Raw genomic sequence first — 19,734 nt, 5'->3', positions numbered from 1 at the left:
ATGAGATAGACAAAGGGCGGCTCTCCTTCCGGCAGATCACCGGGCTTATTAAAAGAAAGGGTTTCCCATATATTGTCAAGGTCGAGGTCTTCCATCTCCCAATCCCCCTTTTCCGGCTGGTCAAACCCAAGGGTCAGCACCCATTCGTCAGGGTTCCCGTCCGGCGGATGCTGCGCGAGGGCATCCCGGATGGCATCCTTGTCTGCCTCATCCATCCCGGGCATCTTGTAGATTTCTTCGACGTTTTCGGCAAAACTCTGTTGATAGTCTTTAAAATCGGGGCTTTGCCGGTAATCATGATCCCGGGCGGCAGCAGTATCATCGGGCAAAAGATGCCGGATTTCCGATAAGCGTCTGAGTTGAAAGGGAGGTGTCATATGCTTCGTTATTTTTATCTCATTATTGTTTACCATAGTCGGTGCCTCGATTTTTCCCGTAGGTTCTTCGCTTCTTCATCCGATAACTTAACAGAAGATATAGTCCTGAAAACCCCATCTACCAGTTTTAAGGTGACGGCATTTACCGGGGGTTCCCCAGGGTGTGTAGTGCCCGGGTCTACGTACTCATTAAAAGTAATTTCATTGGTTTCAGGGTTAAATTTCAAATCGATATTGTCCCATCTTCGCGCTTCTACGGCCAGGTAATCATAGCGCCCCCCTGCTGTCCAATTTTCCTCAAAACAACTACCGCAACTGACCAGGCTATCTCCTTCTATTTTAAAAATCTGCACCATCCGTTGTATAAAATTGGAGCCGAGCGTACCTGATCCGAGTGTCAGATAATGGGTTTTACCGTCAATATTCAGGGTATGGGTTTCAAAAATATAGGAGTCCGTATAGCCTCCTTCCTCCATTTCGTCGATGGAAGAAAGTACTTGAACAGCTACCCGACCTCTCTCCGTTTTATACTGCCCGAATACGGCAATGATATTCCATCTTCCCCCACCTTGCTCGTCCCAGGAAAATGTTCTGAATTTCCCGTCATCAGTAGTGACGACGGACAGCTTCTTTGACAGGCTGTCGAAGGGGTATTTAAATGTACCGGGTTTGGTCAATTCGGTCTTGAGCCGTTTTTTAAAAAGGGGCGCCAAACTGTCAAACCTTACATCAGGGTCGGCTTCTATCATTGCCACAAAATCACGGGTCAGGGATTGATCCAGTTTTTTCAGTTTTTCTTTTTGACTGCTACATGAAACTAAAATGGCTGTAAATGCAATAAGTGTTAGTATGGTTTTTTTAAAGTTCATTTATGTCTTGATCAATTTTTTCCCGCCCAAAGGAAGGTTAAGCTATGAATAAAAATCAGGTCTTGAAGCGGATCTATGACTGCCGGCTTTTCTTACGGTTTTACTCGTCTGCTTTGCTGTATTCTTTTAACAGGATTTTCAATGTGTCACGGTTATCCATCCGCGGTTTCCATTTTATATCTACCGGTTTGTAGCCTTTCTTTTCAAAACGCAATTTCATTCTAGGCCAAAGGGGATTATCTATCTTATAGTCTGAAAACCACCCCAGGCTGTCTGTTTGCGGCGGCCGGATAAGCCCATAAGGGCCTATGGTGTCCCGCAACTCCTTTTTCCTGTCATACCGCCTATACTCCACCCCGGGAAGGGGTTGTCCTGTTTCGGCATCTACCACATAGCCCTGCAGGCTTTGCATACTGTCACAGGAAATGAATCCGAACAGCAATGCGAATATCAGCCGCCACAAGCCCATTTTCCCTGCCTTTTTCAGCAATGCGGATGCAGATGATATCGTTCTCAAACCCTTGATCATTTAAAGTTCATCTTCAATATCTGTGATTTTGCCCGGGACTTTCGTCAACGTTTCCCGGTATTGACAGCGCTTTCACAATGCAGGTTACCGGCGCTTGCCATTACAAGACAAATATGCCCTGTACCCGGGAAATCGTAAGCGTATAATATACCGCCGTTAAAGGCGCGGAGAAGCAGTTTGTCCCGGGTGCTTCGGCAAGCCCCTGTGGTTTGTCGTAAAATCCGAATGTATCGTACCACGGTATTTCGGATAACCGTTTTATGGTCCGTAATACGGAAAATAGAGCTTCTGCGGTATTCCCGATCTACAAATATAAATTTTATGCACCGGAAAGAAGTCGTTGTTTTCAGGGATATTTCCCTGCTTTAAGGGGATGATCGGGATTCTTTCAGGTTCTAAAAAATTATTTGCGCCACGAATTCACGAATGAATATGGGTTTGTATTTGTAAAAATATTCGTGAATTCATGGTTAAAACAAACTTTCATTCTGCTGTAAGCATATGAATTTCAGAGTTATATCGGTTTGGTTTTCTGTTGGAGACACTACATGACCGTAGGAATAGAAACCTGCTTTTAATTGTTCAGGGAATGGCAAAAATGAAATGTATTCAACCCTTCACCCCTTCATCCGCCTCCCCTTTGTGTAGGAACAATAACAAGTTATACCGGTAAGTCTTCCCGGGAGAGAGGGGGATGATGCCCCAGCCGGTTGTTGAGGCGTAGCAGTCTTTTTCAGCAGTTATTTAGCTTCAGCTTCATCATGATGTCGGTTTGTTCGTCATCGCCCAATTTAAAAATGTGTTTGTCAAACGGTACGAATCCGTTTTTTTCATAAAACCGGATAGCCCTCGGGTTTTCTTCCCAGACACCCAGCCAAACGTAATCTGCATTTTTCCGTCCGGCTATTTGTATCGCTTCTTCGTAAAGCACTTGCCCGACTTTTTTACCGTGAAATTCCTTTAAAACATAAATACGTTCAATTTCAAGTGCCTTGTCGTCCTGTAATTCTGTTTGCGATTGCCCGAAATTGATTTTCAGGTAACCGATTACGTTATCATCCAGTGTTGCAAAATAAAATTCGGCATTTTTGTCATTCAGTTCGGCCGTCAATTTTTCTGTAGAAAACCCTTCGTTTAGGTAATTCGCCATATTTTCCTCGGTATTTCCGGCCGAGAAGGTTTCATGGAACGTTTGCCTGCCTATTTGTTGGAGTTGCTCAATATCATTTAATGTTACCCTTCTTATTTCTATTGTTCTCATGTACTTTACCTTATAGTTTAATCAATCCCTGTTTTATTCCACGGGGCGGCTGTCCATTTGATCTGCCCGCAGTTTTGCAATTCGGCTTTTTTTCCAGGGCATTCATACTTTTAGATTAATTATTCAATGGCCCGATACCGCTTTAAGCCCGACAATCGAAGCTATTAAAGTGGTAATAAAAAGTATCCGCAGAAAAGTTACCGGCTCTTTAAATACAAAAATACCGACCAAAACCGTTCCCACAGCACCAATTCCTGTCCAGACCGCATAAGCCGTTCCGAGTGGCAGCGTTTGGGTTGCTTTGATCAAAAGCCCCATACTGATGGTAATGGATACAAGAAAACCCGCGTACCACCAATACATTTCATTTCCCGTTGTTTCTTTCCCTTTGCCTAAACAGAATGCAAAAGCTACTTCAAACAGGCCTGCAATAACTAAAATGCCCCAGTTCATTTCCTTTTGTTTTTTGGTTACAAAGTTCCGGAACGGAATTGAGGGAAAATTTTACAAATGATAAAAAATGAAATAAAGTTTGCAATCAAAACAGCAGCAAAACCCCTGCTCCGGATGGATATCGGGATCATTACAGTTACTTTAATGTCTATAAACTTTGGCCACCAATACACGAAATTATATTACAGATCATTATTCGTGTATCCGTGGCAAACTTGGACCTGTGGATTTCAAATCCGATAGCGGTTTTAGTTTTTCTCTGCTCTTATCCGGCTTAAACTTACCTGTGTTATGCCCAGATAAGAAGCGATATGTCCTAACTGAACCCTTTGAATCAAATCGGGATTGCCTTTTAAGAGTTCCCTGTACCGTTCTTTTGCTGTCCGGAATTGCCGGGAAATAAGCCGTTCTTCTGTTTTTGCCAGTTCCTGCTCTGCAAATTTTCTTCCCCAGTTAGCAATGTCAATATTTTCGTCAAAGAGCTTTTGCAGGTTTTCCGTTTTCAGTTCGTATAGTTCACAATCTTCCAATAACTCGATGTTTTCGTATCCTTTCTGACGGGCAACATAGCTTTTCATTGAAATAACCGTATCGCCCTCTTTTCCGAACCAGAACGTTATTTCATTGTGGTCGGTATTGGCAAAAGCACGTACAATTCCCTTTTTGATAAAGTAAATATTCGTTTCAATTTTGTCGGCTCGCAACAAAATATGTCCTTTGGGATAATTTACTTCTGCAATACTTTTTTTGAGCGTCTGTTTTGAAGTATCCGAAAGCGGATGTATTGCATTAAGGATCTGGTCAATATTCATTGATCTGACAATATGCTGTTTAAAGGCTGTTACACGGGTTTTGGTATACGCTTCATTTGGTATGACCGGACTTCCATTGTCTGATTTCACTTATTTGTATTATGGGTTGGATATTTGTGTATTGCGGTATGTCGTTGCGGATGGTATCCATATTCCGGGCGATTACCTCATTATATTCCTCAACATCGTCGATGTAAAAATACCCCATGGTAACAAAACTCGCCCGATCACCACCTGTCCTGCCCGATATCCCCTTGTCAATTTCATAAAACCTTAAATTATCGCCTAAAAGTTTGGCCATCATGGGCATATGCTTGTTTTCGTAATAATCCATGTCAAATGTTTTGTTTTCTCCACCCGGGTATAGAATGGCTACTTTGTAGGTCCCGGTTTCCGGGGCGGTTGAATGTTTGGCTTCATTCGTTCCGCAGCTTGTTAAAACCATACAAAACAAGGTAAGCCAGAGGAATTTGATTTTCATTTTCATACGAGATTGGTTTTGATTGCCGGTTTATGAATATACATAATTGTAATTAACTACAGAAAAACTTCAATGACCGTTTGGTCTGATAAAGATATGATTTCCCGTTTCAAATCAACCGGTATATTGAATGATGTTGTCAGTATTCCGGATGAAATACGGGGTAAGGAGCATGAAAATGACCGAGCTGGTCAAAATCGCCGTTTTAGACACACTATACAACTGCCCGGCCCTCGTTTGATCATCGCGGAAACGAGAGCCGCCTGTTCTTTACTTTATCCGGTTAAGAGTGTTTTCTCCGCAACGGCCTGTTGTTTTTCAACAATTCGGGCAATAAGCCATATAAAGGGCTCTACCTGACCGCTTAACACGCAAGTGCCCTTGCTGATACAATAAAGCAGCTCCTGAACGTTTGATGTATGCAAAGCGGAGACCGCTTCGTTATTTTTAAGAAGCAGGGAACACATAGGAAGATCTGGCAGCTCTTCAGTGCCCGGTGTTACGTCCCGCTCATTGATGACTATGGTAAACGGCTCTTCACGATCAGGGGTATGGATAGTTACAACAAGGTCCGGAGTCTGATGAGCGGCTTTTTCGGCTATCGATGCTTTCAGGTAAGCAGCGAAGTCATTCACCCACCTTTCCACGTCAGATTGCGTAATGGCCGGTTCTCCTGAATCATCAGCCCGGGAACCTGCTGACTGCTTCCCCTCATCGGCTTCACGTTCTGCCGCGATAAGAGCATCGAGCGTCCTGTCGACGTCTTCCCGTGTATGAGCAGAGGAGCATATAAGCCTGAGACGGCCTCTTCCGTTCTCCACAATGGGATAGGTAACCGCTGATGTTTGAACACCGCGCTTGTACATGCCCTGTACGATAGCGTATAACTTGTCCTTATCACCGAAATGCGGTGTAACGATAGGGCCGTCGCCCGTGCCCAGGTCATAACCTGCTTCGGTGAATCGCCGGCGCATATAGCGGGTGGTTTCCCAGAGTCGCTCCCGCAGTTTGTCGTCCGAACGCAGCCGACGCAAAGCGGTAAGCGCTGCAGCCATATCCGCAGGGCTGACGGAAGCCTGGAAAATATAGGCTCTCGAAGACGACTTCAAAAGATCTATATGTTCTTCCCGGGCAGCAACCACGCCCCCGAGACTACCAAGTGCTTTACTGAGTGTGGTCATAATGAAATCCACCTCTTCGGTGACACCCTGGGCAGCGCATATACCAGCTCCTTGTTCTCCGTAAAAACCGAATGAATGGGCCTCGTCTACCAATACAAGCGCATTATACGCTTTTGCGGTGCGCACGATTTCCGCAACCGGCGCGGCACCTTCTCCCATACTGTAAACACCTTCGAGAACAACCAGTACGGTACGGTAAGGGGATACTTCCGACTTAAGGACCGCTTCCAGGTCGGAAGAGCTGTTGTGCTGAAATGTTCTGATCGTGGCACCACACAGACGGGCACCGTCAACGATGGAGGCATGGCAGAGCTGGTCGATGACGACAACATCATTTTTACCCAGGAGCCCCGCTACGGCACCGACATTTGCAGTATAGCCCGTAGGGAACAGGCAGGCGCCGGGCTTTCCTACCAACTCGGCAAACTCTTTTTCGAACTCCAAATGGAGGTCCGTCATCCCGGAGGCCGCTGCTGAGGTTCCCATGCCACTCCCGAATTGTTGCAGGGCTTTAGCAGCTTCTTCAATCACTTCTTTATCACGGTTCAAGCCGAGGTACAGGTTGGTAGTCCATATAATGGCTTCCTGTTCTTCGTCATTGTACGCATCAGTTACAGTACCTTTGGTAGCGCTCCCTGTACGGAGTACCTTGCTGTAAGGATTCCTGCGCAGGCTGTTCACCATACGCAGCACTTCCTGCACAAGTTTACTCTTGTCATCAGCGGACCAGGAGGGTGCTTTTGCAGCCTGGAATGTGGGGTGGCTGGACCGGATACGCTCCTGAAAGGTTCCAAGCGTGTCCGAGGCTGCTTTACATGCATGCATCCCCGGCTTACTAACTGTGCCGCTGTCCATCAGTTCCAGAATATGATTGGCCAGCGCTACGGGGGTGGAATACTCCATAGCAACTGTTCCGGAAAGCTTCAGATCGAATATTTTTGAAAGCCGGACACTCAACTCCATGCTCGACAGTGAATCGAGCCCCAGGTTATCAAATGAATCGTCCGGCAATATTTGTATGGAATCATTAAAATTCAGAAGCGCCGCAACCTCTTCCCGGATTACCGACAGTATGGCCATTTGCCGGCCGGTGCCATGGCCTGCCAGGTTTTGTGCATATAGTCCGGTCCCGGGGTTTGCATCAGTCACCTGTTGTTCCTGTTGAGAATGACCGGGTGCTTTCAGGTACTTTAGCTTATTACGGTCGAGCTTTCCGTTGGGTAAAAGGGGCAGTTCCTCAAGGGGTATCACAACCTGGGGGATCATATACTTTGGTAATCTTTGCGAGAGATATGCCTTTATGTTCTCACCTGTTACGGCTTCATGCCGGCTCACTATATATACTGCGAGTATTTTCTGTTCCATACCACCATCTACGGCTGCGGCAGCTGCAGCGGTAATACCCGGCATGGATTCCAGCACAGCTTCAATCTCTTCCAGTTCGATCCGGAAGCCCCTGATCTTGACCTGCTGGTCTACGCGTCCCAGAAATTCGATCTCCCCGTTTTCATTTCTTCGGCAAAGATCACCTGTTCTGTACAGCCGCTCCTCCGGGATTGCGCCGGTAGGGTTCAGCTTTATAAATCGCTCTGCGGTACGCACTTCGTCATACAGGTACCCGCGCGCAAGCTTGTTTCCCGCCAGAAACAGTTCGCCCTCGGTACCATCGGGAACCGGGTTCATATCATCGTCAAGTATGTAGGAACGGGAATTTGTCACGGATTTCCCGATAGTTAGGTTTTGCGTGTCGTTAAAGATCTCAACCGCTGTGGAGAAGACCGTGTCTTCGGTAGGGCCATAGGCGTTGATGACCCGGGTCCCTGTTTCTAGGGCAAAAAGTTTTTCTACCAGCGGTTTTTTAAGTGCTTCACTGCCAAAGACGATACAGCGGATACCATGAGGTACCCATCCCGAAGACAGTAATGCCTGTATCGCAGAGGGGACTACAACGCAACTCTTTACCAGGTTCTGAGAAGATAAGGCCGGTAAGTCGAGCATGTTTTTTGCCAGGACCACTGTGCCTCCCAGTGCTAAAGTTCCCAGGATCTCCATGACCGAGGGGTCAAAACAAACCGAGGTCGCGGCCAGCATGCCCTCCAGGTCTTTATCATCCAGTATCTCGCTCATGGCCCGGGTCATTGCCACCACATTCCGATGCTCGATGGCAACCCCTTTGGGGTGTCCTGTGGAGCCGGAGGTATAGATCACATAAGCGAGATCGTTCGCAGACGGCCCGGCTAATTGGTCTGTCGTTTGTTGTTTCACCTCGTCAAGCCATATCAGTTCGTGCACGCCTTTACAGAGTTCCGCACAGTTCTCATCGTCCACAATGGCGGCTATCGCACGGGAATGCTCCAGCATGTAGCGTACCCGTTCCCTCGGATAAGCGGGATCGAGCGGTACATAGGCACAGCCCGCCCGTAATACACCCAGCAAAGTGGCAATGAGTTCCCAGTTGCGGCTCATACACACACCAACCAGGGACCCTTGCGGGACGCCGCGAGTTACGAGTGCTCCGGCGATAGCGTTCGCCCGGTCCGTCAGCTGCCTGAAGTTCTTCGCCAGCTGTCCGTCAATAATTGCCGTCCGCCCCGGGTGCTCCTGCGCTTGCCGTGCGATCAGCCCGCAGATCGTTTCCGTTGGGTTATCGTGCTGTTGTTCGTTTGGCGATCGTCCTGTCCGCATTTGCGTTTGTGTATTTTGGTGATCGCTGCTGTCGGGAGTTTCGTTATATCTTTTTTTCATAAGTAGGTATAAGTCTTTAAAAAATGGGCAGTTTATTTATATATCTTTCTTTTGGTGTCGTACATGCAAGGTAGTTAATTTTTAAGATGCTATACCCTGCACTTGTATATTCTTTTATAGCGCGTTATAAAGGCTTTTTACGAAAGGCCCGTTCCCCCTTTAGCTACCCGGCTATGTGTTGCTTTTCATTCATTTGTTACCAATCTCTTCTGCCAGTCCAATCAGAAGTCCTTCGACCCCACGGATGTAACAGAGTCGATATGTGTCTTCATACTGAACCACATCTCCAACGAGTTGGGCACCTTGTTTGGTTAGTTTAGATACCATTTCGTCAATATTTTCAACTGAGAACATTATGCGTAAATAACCGAGAGAGTTGACAGGTGCATTTCTGTGATCTGAAATTATCGGGGGATTTAAAAATCTTGAAAGCTCAACCCGACTATGTCCGTCAGGTGTAACCATCATAGCAATTTCTACTTGTTGGGAATCCAACCCGGTAACCCGACCGGACCAATCTCCTTCGATAGTCGCTCGTCCTTCGAGTTGCAAACCTAGTTCTGTGAAAAATGAAATGGCGTTGTCAAGGGATTCTACCACAATTCCGACATTCTGCATTTGCAGTGATTTACTTTTTGCCATAGTTGTATTTGTTAATGGTATTTTATCCGGTAAAGTCCCTGTATATGTGTCTTTGATGTTTTAAGTTGCACATACACACATAAATATACACTATTCCTCGTTAATGCATTAGCCTGTTATTGGGATGTAATGGGCTGCAAAGCGGGGGACATTCGTACACTTTATAGAGCGGGTATAAATGCCGTCAGGACACGTTATTTTTTATATTCAATAGCTTAATTGTAATTCCGATTTGTCCCAAATGGTATAAATCGTGATGCAATATTCCTTCGACCAAATATTTTAGAGTGTATTTTCCCTCGTACGTATTATTTTCAAGATAGTCATCATCTTTGTCCGCAAGAAATTCGACCAGTTCCGCCTGGCTTTTACTTAAATCTTTTTTTAGTTTTTCCCATCCGGTTTTTTTAAGTTCTTCGTTACTTTTCCAATTTTCAGGACTTTCTATTGTCAGATGTGATTCGTATCCTTTGAGTTTTTTTATTGTGTCTACTCTCCACACCCAAATATGAGAAATTAATTCTGCTACACTGTGGATTTCAGGAATTGGTCTTTCGAATGCTTGTGTTTCCGATATCGGTGCGATTTTTTTCTCAAAATTCTCATCATACCACGCTATTCCGTTTTGTACGTCTCTTAATTGTCCAATGGTATTTTCAACAACTTTCCGGTTCATTTTAAGGTTTATTATCAAGTTAAAGGTTCAAAACCCTGCAATTTCATTGCAGTTACTTTAGTTTCTACAAACTTTTGCCACCAATACACGGATATATTACTAGTTTTTTAAAATGATTCGTGTATCTGTGGCCAAACAGGCTTTCAGCCTGCTACGAACCTATGGATTTCAAATCCATAGTGATTTGGTTTTAATATCTGCTAACATATAAATATACACTATTCTCCCTTTTTGTTATCAAAGGATAGAAATGAAGTGTAATTTCCAAATGTTTTTTTAGTACACGCTTCATTTTATATAGCATCCGGCATGTTGTATATGAGATTTTGGAATACCTCAGAACCTGCAACAGCGGGAGTTTTATGTACCGGCCAAATGCCCCCGGAGAAGTTTTCAAACAGACACTTTGCCAGAGGGTTTTTATTTTACAGGACCGGACTTCCATTGCCTGATCTCATTTATTTGTATTACCGGTTGAATATTGGTATACTTCGGTATATCGTTGCGGATGGTATCCATATTTCGGGCGATCACCTTGTTGTATTCATCAATATCATTGATATAAAAATATCCCATGGCAACAAAGCTCACTTGATCGTCACCTGTCCTGCCCGCTATTCCCCTTGTCAGTTTCATAAAACTTTAAATGATCGCCTAAAAGCCCGGCCATCATTGGCATGTGTTTCTTTTCGTAATAGTCCATGTCAAATGTCTTGTCCGCTCCATTCGGATAGAGAATGGTTACTTTATACGTTCCGGTTTCCGGGGTGGTCGAATGTTTGACTTCATTCGTTCCGCAGCTTACTAAAATCATAAGAGTTATGATGGGGCAGGAAGAATTTGATTTTCGTTTTCATAATAAAACTGGTTTTTAGTTGTTGGTTTATGAATATACATATAGAACTCATTTAAACTTTTTTGAACTATTGAGGGTTGTCTTAAGGCTTTTGATTTGTAGTGACTTATGGTGATTTGTAGAAATTTGTTGAATGAACTTATCACTAAAAATAGCTATAAGTCACTACAAATCCTCATAAATACAGATGCCATAAATCCTTATTTTCAGCCTCTTTCTTTTATGGTCACAAATCCCGGTAAAAAAGTTTAAAATCACTTCATAATTGATTACAGAAAAATTTCAATGGTGATTTGCACAATAAAGATATGATTTTCTATTTCAAATCGGGATATATGGAATGATGCAGCCGGGATTGCTGACAAAATACCGAGCAGGGTAATTAAAAGTGTTGGAAACAACGAGATTGGTCAAACGAAACGTTTTAGACATGTAATACGACAGGTCCTCGTTTCCGCGATGTTCAAACGAGGACCAGTGGGGTGGATGGCTTGTGTATAACCAGAGAGCTATCCCAACTCCACCCCTCCCTGTGCACTGGACCGGTAAGCAGCCTCCACACAGGCCATGGTATGGATACAATCTTCCACGGAATTATCCGGCACATACCCTGGGTTTTCGATGACTTTGATCATTTCTCCCATCGAACCGATAAAGGCATGGGGAAACCACGAACCTTTGATGACCACTTCCTGCCAATCCGCCTCCTTACCTTCCCGGAACTGTATGTATTCGAACGTATCAGGTTCTCCCTCGGGATAGTTTTTCAGCAAGCCCATTTCAATACGAATGGCTCCCTGGGTTCCTTCCCATTTGATATAGGAATGCTGGTGTTTCAGACCGTATTCGTGGGTATGGTTGGTCAGGATGTTGGCTCTTATCATATCGCCGTACTCCATGATAATATTGCTGCGGACAGAGGCCAACCGGGCCATTTTGGGATGTTTGGTGGTTTTGGCATACATACCGGACGGATTACCCAAAAAGGAACGGATCAGATCGATATAGTGAATGCTGTGGTAAAGGATCTCCACTCTTGGCAGGTCATTGAGAAAAGTCCAGAGGTTCCAGGGGGTAAATACATTCACATTGACTTCCAGGTCACAGAGGTCCCCGATAACGCCCGTGTCAACCATCTCCCTGGCCCTGACAACAAACGGGGCATAGCGAAGCTGGAAATTGATCCCTGCCTTCAGGCGTTTTTTGCGGCAACAGTCCAGGATGGCCCGGGCTTCTTCCAGTGTATTGCCCATGGGCTTTTGGATCAGCACTGTCGTTTCATCAGGGAGTTGTTCCAATACGGACAACACGGCATTTCCGGGCACCGCCACATCAAAAACCGTCCTTTTATCCGCATGCCGGATCAGATCTTCCAATCGGGAGTGTACCCTGGTAATGTTAAACTGGCCGGCTAACTTCCGGGCTTTTTCAGTATCCGGATCAAAGATCCCCCCGACCCGGTACCCGGCTATCCGGTAAGCCGGCAGGTGAGCATCTTTTACAATTCCTCCCGCTCCGATGATCTGTATTTCCGGTTTTTGTTCCATCATATTTTTTTAGAAACTGTTTAAACTTTTATAGTATTGATTTGGGCATATCCCAAAACCACAATCAAAAAGCGTCACCCGATATCTATCGGGAGCGAACCCTGCGATAAGCAGGGTGTGGCAATCTCAAGGAGGCTGGCACACTCCCCCAAAGGCAGGCGCAAACCTGCCAAGAGACTGCCGTGCTTCGCTCGCAGTGACGATTTTGTTTGTAGGGGGCACATAAGAACTATACGATAATTTACTACAACACAAAAAACCGGAAGATGAAATCTAAACAGTTTCTTAGTCTTTTGCAATACCTGTCCCGACGCATCGGGAGGCACTGGTGTTAAGTTAACCGGCAATTGAATTCCCCACCGTCAGGGCCAGCACTGCCGCCACCAGGACCACCAGGGCCATAACCAGAGCCCGAATGGTTTTTCCTCTGGCATGCACCCATTCCTTCAGGGCCAGTCCCGCTACGGTACTGAACAGTACCAGCATGATCATATGGATCGCCCAGCTGGTGAATTTATAATCTCCCATTCTCACATGTCCCAATCCATAAAAGAAAAACTGCGAGTACCACAGCATCCCGGTGATGATGGCAAACACATAATTTAGTTTAAGAGGTGTGCCTCCCTTGCGGACAAATTCCCTGAAAGTTCCCTCTTTGCGATGCAGAAAAACACAATAAACAAGGGTGGTCACAAAGGCTCCGGTATTGGAAAAAATATAGATCACATTGCTTTGGAAATTACCTGCACCATACGCTACCGCCACATCGGCAATAGGCTGTCCCTGATCTATGGAAAATCCATACAAAGCAGACAACACCCCGGCCAACAGGCAAAGCGGAAGCCCTTTGACAACAGAAAAAGAACTGTCTGCCGATTTCAGGGATCTGGCGAGGTCCAGTTCCTTGTACCGTCCTGCCAGGCCACACAAGGCAATTCCCCACACCCCCAGAACCATACCGATGACAATCCATTCCGCCCCCTGCTGCCGCATTACGGTCATCAATTCTCCCTTGACAAAAGGAGGCAACAGGGTGCCTATCACGCAACTGATCCCGATAGAAATAGCATAGGTCAGAGAGAACCCCATGTGCCGGATAGCCAGACCAAATGCGGTTCCGCCAATCCCGTAAGCCATACCGAGACCAAATGTCTTCCACATGGCATCTGCCGGCGCCTGCTGTAAGACGGTCATGAGCTGAGGTATGGTCAGCCATGCGACTACAATGGGCAACAGGAACCAGCATATAAAAGCCTGTGCCAGCCAATACGTTTGCCAGGACCATTGTTCCACCTTCTTCTGCGGGGTATAACACAATGCGGCAAAGGAAGCACCTACCGCATGAAACATCACTCCTCCTATAACACTCATCTTCTGATCATTTAGGGCTTAACTGATAAAATATCCGGGCATTTTCATAAAAGACCTTCTCCTGTTCCTTTTCGTGCAGCAATAAGCGTATCGCCTCCCGGTAGCGCGTCCAGCTATAGGAATAACTCCCGGCCAGCAAAGAAACGGGCCAGTCTCCTCCGCAAAAACAACGGGACACACCGAATGCATCCAGAACAAATTCGACATACGGAACAATATCATGCCTGTCCCATGTACCGGATTTACCGGAGGTCGTTCCCATTCCCGATATCTTGGCGTGGAAGTTGGGGTGTGCGGAGGCCTGCCGGATCAATTCCCCCCATTTCCCGAAACGCTCTCCTTTCTGTATGGGCGGCTGGTTAAGGTGATCAAAGACCATTTTCAGGTCAGGTACTTTTTCGGCTACCCTGAGCGCCGTGCTGATATGCTCCGGTAAGATCCCCACCAGGTCATACGTTAAATGGTGCCGGGCCAGGATACGGAGGCTTTCGATCACTTCTTCCCGTAGCAGCCACCGGGCATCGGGCTCGTCATGGATCAGGTGGCGTACGCCTTTGAAATAAGGGTTGACCAGGTATTTATCCTGTAAAGCACGTTCCGTAGCTTCCGGATCTGTCAATGGCAACCATCCTACCACACCCCGGATCCAGTCCGTCTTTTCGGCCACTTCCAGCATCCAGTCCGTATCTTCGAAATTGTTGGCTGCCTGTACCAGGACACCTGCATCCACACCGGCCTCTTTTCGCTCTTTCTCCAGTTCGCCGATGGCATAGGTCCGGTTCAGCAAACTGGTATCATTTTCCAGCCAACTGTAGCTCGCTTTTTCAAAATCCCAGATATGGATATGTGTATCTATGGTTTTCACTTCTGGTTTATGATCAAATTAAAGGTTAAAACCCTGCTCCCGATAGCTATCGGGAGCATTGCTGTTACTTTAGTTTCTATAAACTTTGGCCACGGATACACGAATATATTATGGGTTGTCTGATCATTCTTCGTGTATCCGTGGCAAACAAGATTTTCAGTCTGATGTATACATTTGTATTTCAAGTGCACAGTGGTTTACTTCAGTCCGAATTCCTGCGCTATTGCGTCATTATGCTCTCCCAGGAAAGGAGCTCCCTGCGGGGAGGTCAGCAGCTGTCCATTGACCCGGATGGGGCAGCGGGTGGTCTTGAGTTCATGGCCTTTTGTGGTCTTTACCATCATCTCCATTTCCAGCACCCGGTAACCTTCCTCTGCCCGCATGCTGTCAAAATCCAGCACCCGGGCACACCAGATATCGGCAGGTTCCAGAATCCCCAGCCAATAGGCCGTGCTTTTGGGCTCCAGGTGCCGGGCCAATATGGTTTTGATCTCGTCCCTGCGGTCAAACCATTCCCCGGGATCGGTAAATTCCCCCAGTTCCGGGCAGACCAGCAGCTCTTTCAGGACCTGAATATTGCCCATGGCCAATGCCAGGTAACCATCGGCCGTAGCATAAACTCCATACGGGGCGGCCACATAGGCATGGGCATGGTTGGTCCGGCTTCTTTGGGGCAATTCTTCTCCATCGTTCAGAAAGGTGGTAAACACTTCAAACTGGAAGTCCATTGCCGATTCCAGCATGCTCACCTGTACTAATCCCCCTTCTCCGTTTTGATCACGGCGGTACAGTGCTGCCAGAATCCCCTGGGTCAGATGGGTTCCGGCCAGGATATCCACTACCGAAATCCCCATGGGAGTAGGCGCTTTGTCACTTTCCCCGTTCAAATAGGGTAACCCGGTCAATGCCTGCAATAACAGGTCCTGGCCCGGCAGATCCTTCCAGGGCCCGTCCTCTCCGTACCCGCTGATCTCCGCATAAATGATCTCCGGGCGGATGGCCTTTACGGCTTCATAAGAAAACCCCAAACGGTCCATGACACCGGGGCGAAAATTATGCATGACCACATCGGCCTTTGCGATCAGCTGCCGGACCTGAATTTTATTCGCTTCATTTTTGAGATCTGCCGTAAAGCTCTCCTTGTTGCGATTGATCGTATGGAAAATGGTAGACTCTCCCGCCACTTTTACTTCGGACACATACAGCTGCCTGCAGATATCTCCGGTCTCCGGCTTCTCTACCTTGATGACACGGGCTCCCAGATCGGCCAGTCTCAGACTCGCCGAAGGTCCGGACAAAAACTGTGAAAAGTCAATGACCAATATATCTTTTAACAAACTCATGTGGTGGCCTTAAACAGGTTAAACTCTTTTCTGATCTTTTCGCTGTCGGTCCCCAACGCCGGGGCCGGACGATCGGAGACCAGCCGTTTTCCATCTATCCGGATGGGACATCGGTTGGTGAGAACAGGCTGTCCATCCGGCAGCCGGACCTTTTGTTCCAGTTTCATATGCTTATATCCGGCTTCCTGTTTTAAGGCTTTCCAGTTTTTCACATCCATGGCCCACAGTCCTTTTTCTCTCATTCCGGCCAACCAAAAAGCGGTGTTATCTGAAGCCAGGTGATCTGCCAGCACTTTTTTGATCTTATCCCGGTGGGTAAAAACCATCTCCTGGGTAAAACGTCCCAAAGCCTTACAACCAAGGGCTTCTTCCAATGTTTTCAAAGGCACCATGGCTATCGCCATATGACCGTCCCGGGTGGCGTAGATCCCGTAAGGAGCTCCCAGTAACGGATGTGCATTCTGCACCTTTGACCGCAATGGCCTTTGTCCGCCGGCAAAATAGGTGGTCAGCAACTCAAACTGAAAATCCAGCAGGGACTCAAAAAGGCTCAGTTCAATTTTGGCTCCCTTACCGCTCCTGTTCCGGCTTACCAAAGCTGCCAGTATACCTTGCACTATCTGTGCCCCGCAAAGGATATCTCCTATGGCCAATCCGAATGGTACCGGAGGATCGTGCCGGTCCCCGCTTGCATACATCAATCCGGTCATGGCCTGAAGCAAAAGGTCCTGTCCCGGTTTTTTTACCCAGGGTCCCCGGCTGCCATATCCGCTGATCTCCGCATAAACCAGTCCGGGATTAAGGCCTTTCAGCTTCTCATAGCCCAACCCGAGTTTTTCCATCACGCCGGGGCGGAAATTATGCATCACTACATCTGCCTGGCGGATGAGTTCGAGGATCTCAGCCAGTTCTTCGGGAGATTTCAGGTTGACAGTATAACTTTCCTTGTTCCGGTTGATGGTATGGAAAAGCAGTGAATTTTCTCCTACCCACCGGTTTTTGATAGGGAGTATCCGGCATAGATCTCCTTTCCCCGGATTTTCGATCTTAATGACCCGGGCTCCCAGGTCGGCCAGTCTTAAACCGGCCGATGGTCCGGACAGGTACTGGCAAAACTCCAGTACCAGTACACCCTTTAATGGCAATGGGTTATTTGGGGAGGCTCCTTTATCGCTCATTTTGGGCTACCATTTGGCTTTCCTGATATATGCTATCGATAGTTTCCAGTACTTGTTGAGGGCTTCCTTCACCCATCATATAATCCCTGATGGGATCGCCGGCATGGTCCTGGAAGTGCAGATAGCCATGGTACCTCGGCCTCATATAGGATTCATCGAGGGATTCCAGTGTGTTCCGGAAATAATTGCGGGTGATGTAATTCGTCCGCTCATCGATCCAGGCTTTCCGGTGGCCGGGCTGTCCTCCGTTCAGTGCATATTCGGTAGACTGGTTGGTCTCTGACACTATCATTTCCACAAACAACAAAGCTTCTTCCTTAAACGCACTAAAAGCAGATACCGCCAGTCCGGTGCCTCCGATCGTACTTCTTAATTTTTTCGTACCGTCAAAAGAAACCAGGTTCCCGTAAGTAAGCAGGTATTTGCTGTATCCATCCCGGGAATAATTGGAATAACCATAGGCAAACGGGCAGTACCAGAAGTCATTGGTCATGGACATCATCTCCGCTACCCGGATAGGATTGGCATCGAACATCCTTCGGTCCAGCAGGCTGTAAAACTCCTTCATGGTCTGCAAAGCCTTCAACCCGGTTTTGCGATCTATGACCTGTTCCTTTTGCTGAAAGGGCTCTTGTCCGTGTACCTGGCAGAACATATAGAAGTTCATGAGCAGATCAATGGGAATGGCCGGCGCGGCCACCTTACCCATCCGGGCCAGTTCCATCACTTCTGTCCAGGAAGCAGGCACCTGCTGCCCGTTTTCATCCAGCAGGTCTTTCCTGAAACTCGGCACCGGTGCTGCCGCATCGATGGCCAGGGCCCATTGATGGCCCCCGTACCGGTAACTGTCATGCGAGCCTCCTACCTGGTTTTCCGCCTGGTTGTCCAGGTATTCCCGGGACAGGTGCTCATCGAGGGGAAGCACACAATTTGTGGCTGCAGCACAGCCTACCCAGGGATGGTCTATGATGAGCAGGTCATAGGTTTCGGTCAGTTTTTCGATGGGGTAATCGGCAAATTCCTGCAATGTCCGCTGCCTCCATTGCACTTCAATGTCCGGGTAAAGCTGGTTGAACCGCTGCGCAAAAGCCTGCAAAGGCACTATGCCGCGGCTATGCCCCCAGGTCATTCCTTTCAATACTTTCTTAGCCATAGCTTATTCCCGGTTTTTCTTTTCTGTCAATAAAATATGTTCACACAACATCACCAGCTCGTCCTTCTGGTTGAAGACCTCTACGAGTTCCGTGATCAGCCCGTATTCCGGTTTTTTATGGTCTTTTTTGTCCTTAATGGTCACTTTCACCCGAATGGTATCCCCGATAAATACCGGTTTGGTAAATCGCAGGCGCTCGTAACCATAGGTCATGGCCACTTCATTGATCACCCCGGCGGTCATGCCTACTGCCACGGAAAAGATCAATGTACCGTGGGCAATACGCTGTTTAAAAGGCTGTGTTTTACACCATTCTTCATCCATATGGTGAGGAAAAAAATCCCCGGTCTGGCCGGCATGCATTACGATATCGGTCTCTGTAATGGTCCTGCCCAGGGTCTCCCGGCGTTCTCCCGGTTCAAATTCTTCAAAATGTTTTTTTATAAACATGAGGTCTGTTTAATGTCACTTTGTGTGAGGTTTCTTATGCTTCAAAGTTGTAAAGCGTATTTGATACACTTTTTATGATGATAAAATTACTTTCCTCATTAGAAATACCATCCTGTGGTATCATGGTCGATCCGGCAAACTCGTTGTTTTGATACCCTGCGAAAACAATAAGATGAAGTATAATCCGGGCCTGTCCGGAGTGTCAGCAAAAAGGAAAGTTATCAGGCTCTCTCCAGCCTCTTTTTCAACATTAGTTCAGTAAGTTCAATGCATCACATTTTTCTCATTTATTTTTGAATTTTTCTGTCGGAATATCGGGGGGAGGGAATATAGGGGAGGGGCTTCTTTATAGCGCATTACAAACGTTTTTTTATTATAGGTATTCGTTTCCACGGCACTCGAACGAGGACCAGTTGAGCTTAAACGATCTTATTCAAACAGTTTTAAATAACGATCAAATACATAGAGTTTATCGCGTTTGCTGCCTGTAATTTCCTTTAAGATATTTAAGGTTTCAAGGTCGTTAATTAAATTGTATGCAGTTCGTTTTGAGACATCCAAAATCTCATGAATTTTATTGACCTCAATCAGGGGATGCTTAAATAAATATTGCAACACTTTATGTGCATTCTTCGCTCTTGAGCCTAATGTTTGAATATCGAGTTCTGCCTGTTGTTTCAATTTAAGAATATCATCAAAAGTTTTAACCCCGCTTTGTGCGGTTTCTATAACACCAACCAAAAAAAACTTTAGCCATTGCTTTATGTCATTGTGAGTTCGAACCCGGGTAAGATTATCGTAATACAGATTTTTGTTGCGTTCAAAAAAATCAGACAAATATAAAATTGGTTTTTTCAGTATTTCTTTGTCCACCAGATATAAAGTAATTAACGTGAATAATGGATAAGAGATAAAATAATCTTAACGTAAAAAAGGAGTAAAGTC

20 protein-coding genes are annotated in these 19,734 nt (G+C 46.5%); all 20 read right to left on the bottom strand.

Annotation, left to right across the window (positions count from 1 at the left end):
* The coding region (locus ED312_RS19245; RefSeq protein WP_148044331.1) for a hypothetical protein at positions 1 to 377 on the bottom strand (377 nt) is incomplete at its 3' end.
* Positions 378 to 406: 29 nt separating this feature from the next.
* Entirely contained in the window at positions 407 to 1,246 is an 840-nt protein-coding gene (locus ED312_RS19240) for a hypothetical protein (RefSeq protein WP_123217661.1), read from the bottom strand.
* Between the two features lie 100 nt (positions 1,247 to 1,346).
* Positions 1,347 to 1,763, bottom strand: coding sequence for a hypothetical protein (locus tag ED312_RS19235; RefSeq protein WP_148044330.1), 417 nt, complete (start codon positions 1,761 to 1,763; stop codon positions 1,347 to 1,349).
* 745 nt (positions 1,764 to 2,508) lie between these two features.
* Entirely contained in the window at positions 2,509 to 3,036 is a 528-nt protein-coding gene (locus ED312_RS19230) for a GNAT family N-acetyltransferase (RefSeq protein ID WP_123217659.1), read from the bottom strand.
* Between the two features lie 123 nt (positions 3,037 to 3,159).
* Positions 3,160 to 3,489 carry a DMT family transporter gene (locus ED312_RS19225; RefSeq protein ID WP_123217658.1) on the bottom strand — a complete coding sequence of 110 codons (330 nt, stop codon included), beginning with the start codon at positions 3,487 to 3,489 and terminating at the stop codon, positions 3,160 to 3,162.
* Between the two features lie 248 nt (positions 3,490 to 3,737).
* On the bottom strand, positions 3,738 to 4,301 hold the full coding sequence (locus ED312_RS19215) for a Crp/Fnr family transcriptional regulator (RefSeq protein ID WP_123217656.1): 564 nt from the start codon (positions 4,299 to 4,301) through the stop codon (positions 3,738 to 3,740).
* 52 nt (positions 4,302 to 4,353) lie between these two features.
* Positions 4,354 to 4,788 (bottom strand): EthD family reductase, encoded by a 435-nt coding sequence (locus ED312_RS19210; protein ID WP_123217655.1) that lies wholly within the window; start codon positions 4,786 to 4,788, stop codon positions 4,354 to 4,356.
* A gap of 269 nt (positions 4,789 to 5,057) precedes the next feature.
* Positions 5,058 to 8,708 carry an amino acid adenylation domain-containing protein gene (locus tag ED312_RS19205; protein ID WP_206363287.1) on the bottom strand — a complete coding sequence of 1,217 codons (3,651 nt, stop codon included), beginning with the start codon at positions 8,706 to 8,708 and terminating at the stop codon, positions 5,058 to 5,060.
* 189 nt (positions 8,709 to 8,897) lie between these two features.
* Positions 8,898 to 9,350 carry a VOC family protein gene (locus ED312_RS19200; protein ID WP_123217654.1) on the bottom strand — a complete coding sequence of 151 codons (453 nt, stop codon included), beginning with the start codon at positions 9,348 to 9,350 and terminating at the stop codon, positions 8,898 to 8,900.
* Positions 9,351 to 9,534: 184 nt separating this feature from the next.
* Complete coding sequence (locus ED312_RS19195; protein WP_123217653.1) at positions 9,535 to 10,026, bottom strand: DinB family protein; 492 nt, start codon at positions 10,024 to 10,026, stop codon at positions 9,535 to 9,537.
* A 420-nt stretch (positions 10,027 to 10,446) separates the two neighbouring features.
* The gene (locus ED312_RS24150) at positions 10,447 to 10,662 is read right to left on the bottom strand and encodes a hypothetical protein (RefSeq protein ID WP_206363286.1); all 216 of its coding nucleotides are present in this window, start codon (positions 10,660 to 10,662) and stop codon (positions 10,447 to 10,449) included.
* Complete coding sequence (locus tag ED312_RS24145; protein WP_206363285.1) at positions 10,625 to 10,840, bottom strand: EthD family reductase; 216 nt, start codon at positions 10,838 to 10,840, stop codon at positions 10,625 to 10,627. Before ED312_RS24145 ends, ED312_RS24150 begins: the two co-directional genes overlap by 38 nt.
* A gap of 551 nt (positions 10,841 to 11,391) precedes the next feature.
* On the bottom strand, positions 11,392 to 12,432 hold the full coding sequence (locus ED312_RS19185; RefSeq protein WP_123217652.1) for a Gfo/Idh/MocA family protein: 1,041 nt from the start codon (positions 12,430 to 12,432) through the stop codon (positions 11,392 to 11,394).
* A gap of 333 nt (positions 12,433 to 12,765) precedes the next feature.
* Positions 12,766 to 13,800 (bottom strand): L-rhamnose/proton symporter RhaT, encoded by a 1,035-nt coding sequence (locus ED312_RS19180; protein WP_123217651.1) that lies wholly within the window; start codon positions 13,798 to 13,800, stop codon positions 12,766 to 12,768.
* 7 nt (positions 13,801 to 13,807) lie between these two features.
* The gene (locus ED312_RS19175; RefSeq protein ID WP_123217650.1) at positions 13,808 to 14,665 is read right to left on the bottom strand and encodes an amidohydrolase family protein; all 858 of its coding nucleotides are present in this window, start codon (positions 14,663 to 14,665) and stop codon (positions 13,808 to 13,810) included.
* 197 nt (positions 14,666 to 14,862) lie between these two features.
* Positions 14,863 to 16,008, bottom strand: a complete 1,146-nt coding sequence (locus ED312_RS19165; protein WP_123217648.1) for a CaiB/BaiF CoA transferase family protein — start codon at positions 16,006 to 16,008, stop codon at positions 14,863 to 14,865.
* The gene (locus ED312_RS19160; protein WP_123217647.1) at positions 16,005 to 17,186 is read right to left on the bottom strand and encodes a CaiB/BaiF CoA transferase family protein; all 1,182 of its coding nucleotides are present in this window, start codon (positions 17,184 to 17,186) and stop codon (positions 16,005 to 16,007) included. The genes ED312_RS19165 and ED312_RS19160 overlap by 4 nt, the downstream gene beginning before the upstream one ends.
* Positions 17,176 to 18,339 carry an ABC transporter substrate-binding protein gene (locus tag ED312_RS19155; protein ID WP_123217646.1) on the bottom strand — a complete coding sequence of 388 codons (1,164 nt, stop codon included), beginning with the start codon at positions 18,337 to 18,339 and terminating at the stop codon, positions 17,176 to 17,178. Before ED312_RS19155 ends, ED312_RS19160 begins: the two co-directional genes overlap by 11 nt.
* A gap of 3 nt (positions 18,340 to 18,342) precedes the next feature.
* Positions 18,343 to 18,789 (bottom strand): MaoC family dehydratase, encoded by a 447-nt coding sequence (locus ED312_RS19150; protein WP_123217645.1) that lies wholly within the window; start codon positions 18,787 to 18,789, stop codon positions 18,343 to 18,345.
* A gap of 429 nt (positions 18,790 to 19,218) precedes the next feature.
* Entirely contained in the window at positions 19,219 to 19,662 is a 444-nt protein-coding gene (locus tag ED312_RS19145; RefSeq protein ID WP_240643146.1) for a Fic family protein, read from the bottom strand.
* Positions 19,663 to 19,734 lie beyond the last annotated feature (72 nt).

The sequence above is a fragment of the Sinomicrobium pectinilyticum genome, assembly GCF_003725735.1.
Taxonomy (GTDB): domain Bacteria; phylum Bacteroidota; class Bacteroidia; order Flavobacteriales; family Flavobacteriaceae; genus Sinomicrobium; species Sinomicrobium pectinilyticum.
This window is presented reverse-complemented; position numbering and strand designations above follow the sequence as displayed.

Excerpts from the sequence above, each read along its gene's own strand:
- ED312_RS19240 (WP_123217661.1), bottom strand. The coding sequence starts at position 1,246 with ATGAACTTTAAAAAAACCATACTAACACTTATTGCATTTACAGCCATT.
- ED312_RS19230 (WP_123217659.1), bottom strand. The coding sequence starts at position 3,036 with ATGAGAACAATAGAAATAAGAAGGGTAACATTAAATGATATTGAGCAA.
- ED312_RS19225 (WP_123217658.1), bottom strand. The coding sequence starts at position 3,489 with ATGAACTGGGGCATTTTAGTTATTGCAGGCCTGTTTGAAGTAGCTTTT.
- ED312_RS19215 (WP_123217656.1), bottom strand. The coding sequence starts at position 4,301 with ATGAATATTGACCAGATCCTTAATGCAATACATCCGCTTTCGGATACT.
- ED312_RS19210 (WP_123217655.1), bottom strand. The coding sequence starts at position 4,788 with ATGAAAATGAAAATCAAATTCCTCTGGCTTACCTTGTTTTGTATGGTT.
- ED312_RS19205 (WP_206363287.1), bottom strand. The coding sequence starts at position 8,708 with ATGAAAAAAAGATATAACGAAACTCCCGACAGCAGCGATCACCAAAAT.
- ED312_RS19200 (WP_123217654.1), bottom strand. The coding sequence starts at position 9,350 with ATGGCAAAAAGTAAATCACTGCAAATGCAGAATGTCGGAATTGTGGTA.
- ED312_RS19195 (WP_123217653.1), bottom strand. The coding sequence starts at position 10,026 with ATGAACCGGAAAGTTGTTGAAAATACCATTGGACAATTAAGAGACGTA.
- ED312_RS24150 (WP_206363286.1), bottom strand. The coding sequence starts at position 10,662 with ATGAAACTGACAAGGGGAATAGCGGGCAGGACAGGTGACGATCAAGTG.
- ED312_RS24145 (WP_206363285.1), bottom strand. The coding sequence starts at position 10,840 with ATGATTTTAGTAAGCTGCGGAACGAATGAAGTCAAACATTCGACCACC.
- ED312_RS19185 (WP_123217652.1), bottom strand. The coding sequence starts at position 12,432 with ATGATGGAACAAAAACCGGAAATACAGATCATCGGAGCGGGAGGAATT.
- ED312_RS19180 (WP_123217651.1), bottom strand. The coding sequence starts at position 13,800 with ATGAGTGTTATAGGAGGAGTGATGTTTCATGCGGTAGGTGCTTCCTTT.
- ED312_RS19165 (WP_123217648.1), bottom strand. The coding sequence starts at position 16,008 with ATGAGTTTGTTAAAAGATATATTGGTCATTGACTTTTCACAGTTTTTG.
- ED312_RS19160 (WP_123217647.1), bottom strand. The coding sequence starts at position 17,186 with ATGAGCGATAAAGGAGCCTCCCCAAATAACCCATTGCCATTAAAGGGT.
- ED312_RS19155 (WP_123217646.1), bottom strand. The coding sequence starts at position 18,339 with ATGGCTAAGAAAGTATTGAAAGGAATGACCTGGGGGCATAGCCGCGGC.
- ED312_RS19150 (WP_123217645.1), bottom strand. The coding sequence starts at position 18,789 with ATGTTTATAAAAAAACATTTTGAAGAATTTGAACCGGGAGAACGCCGG.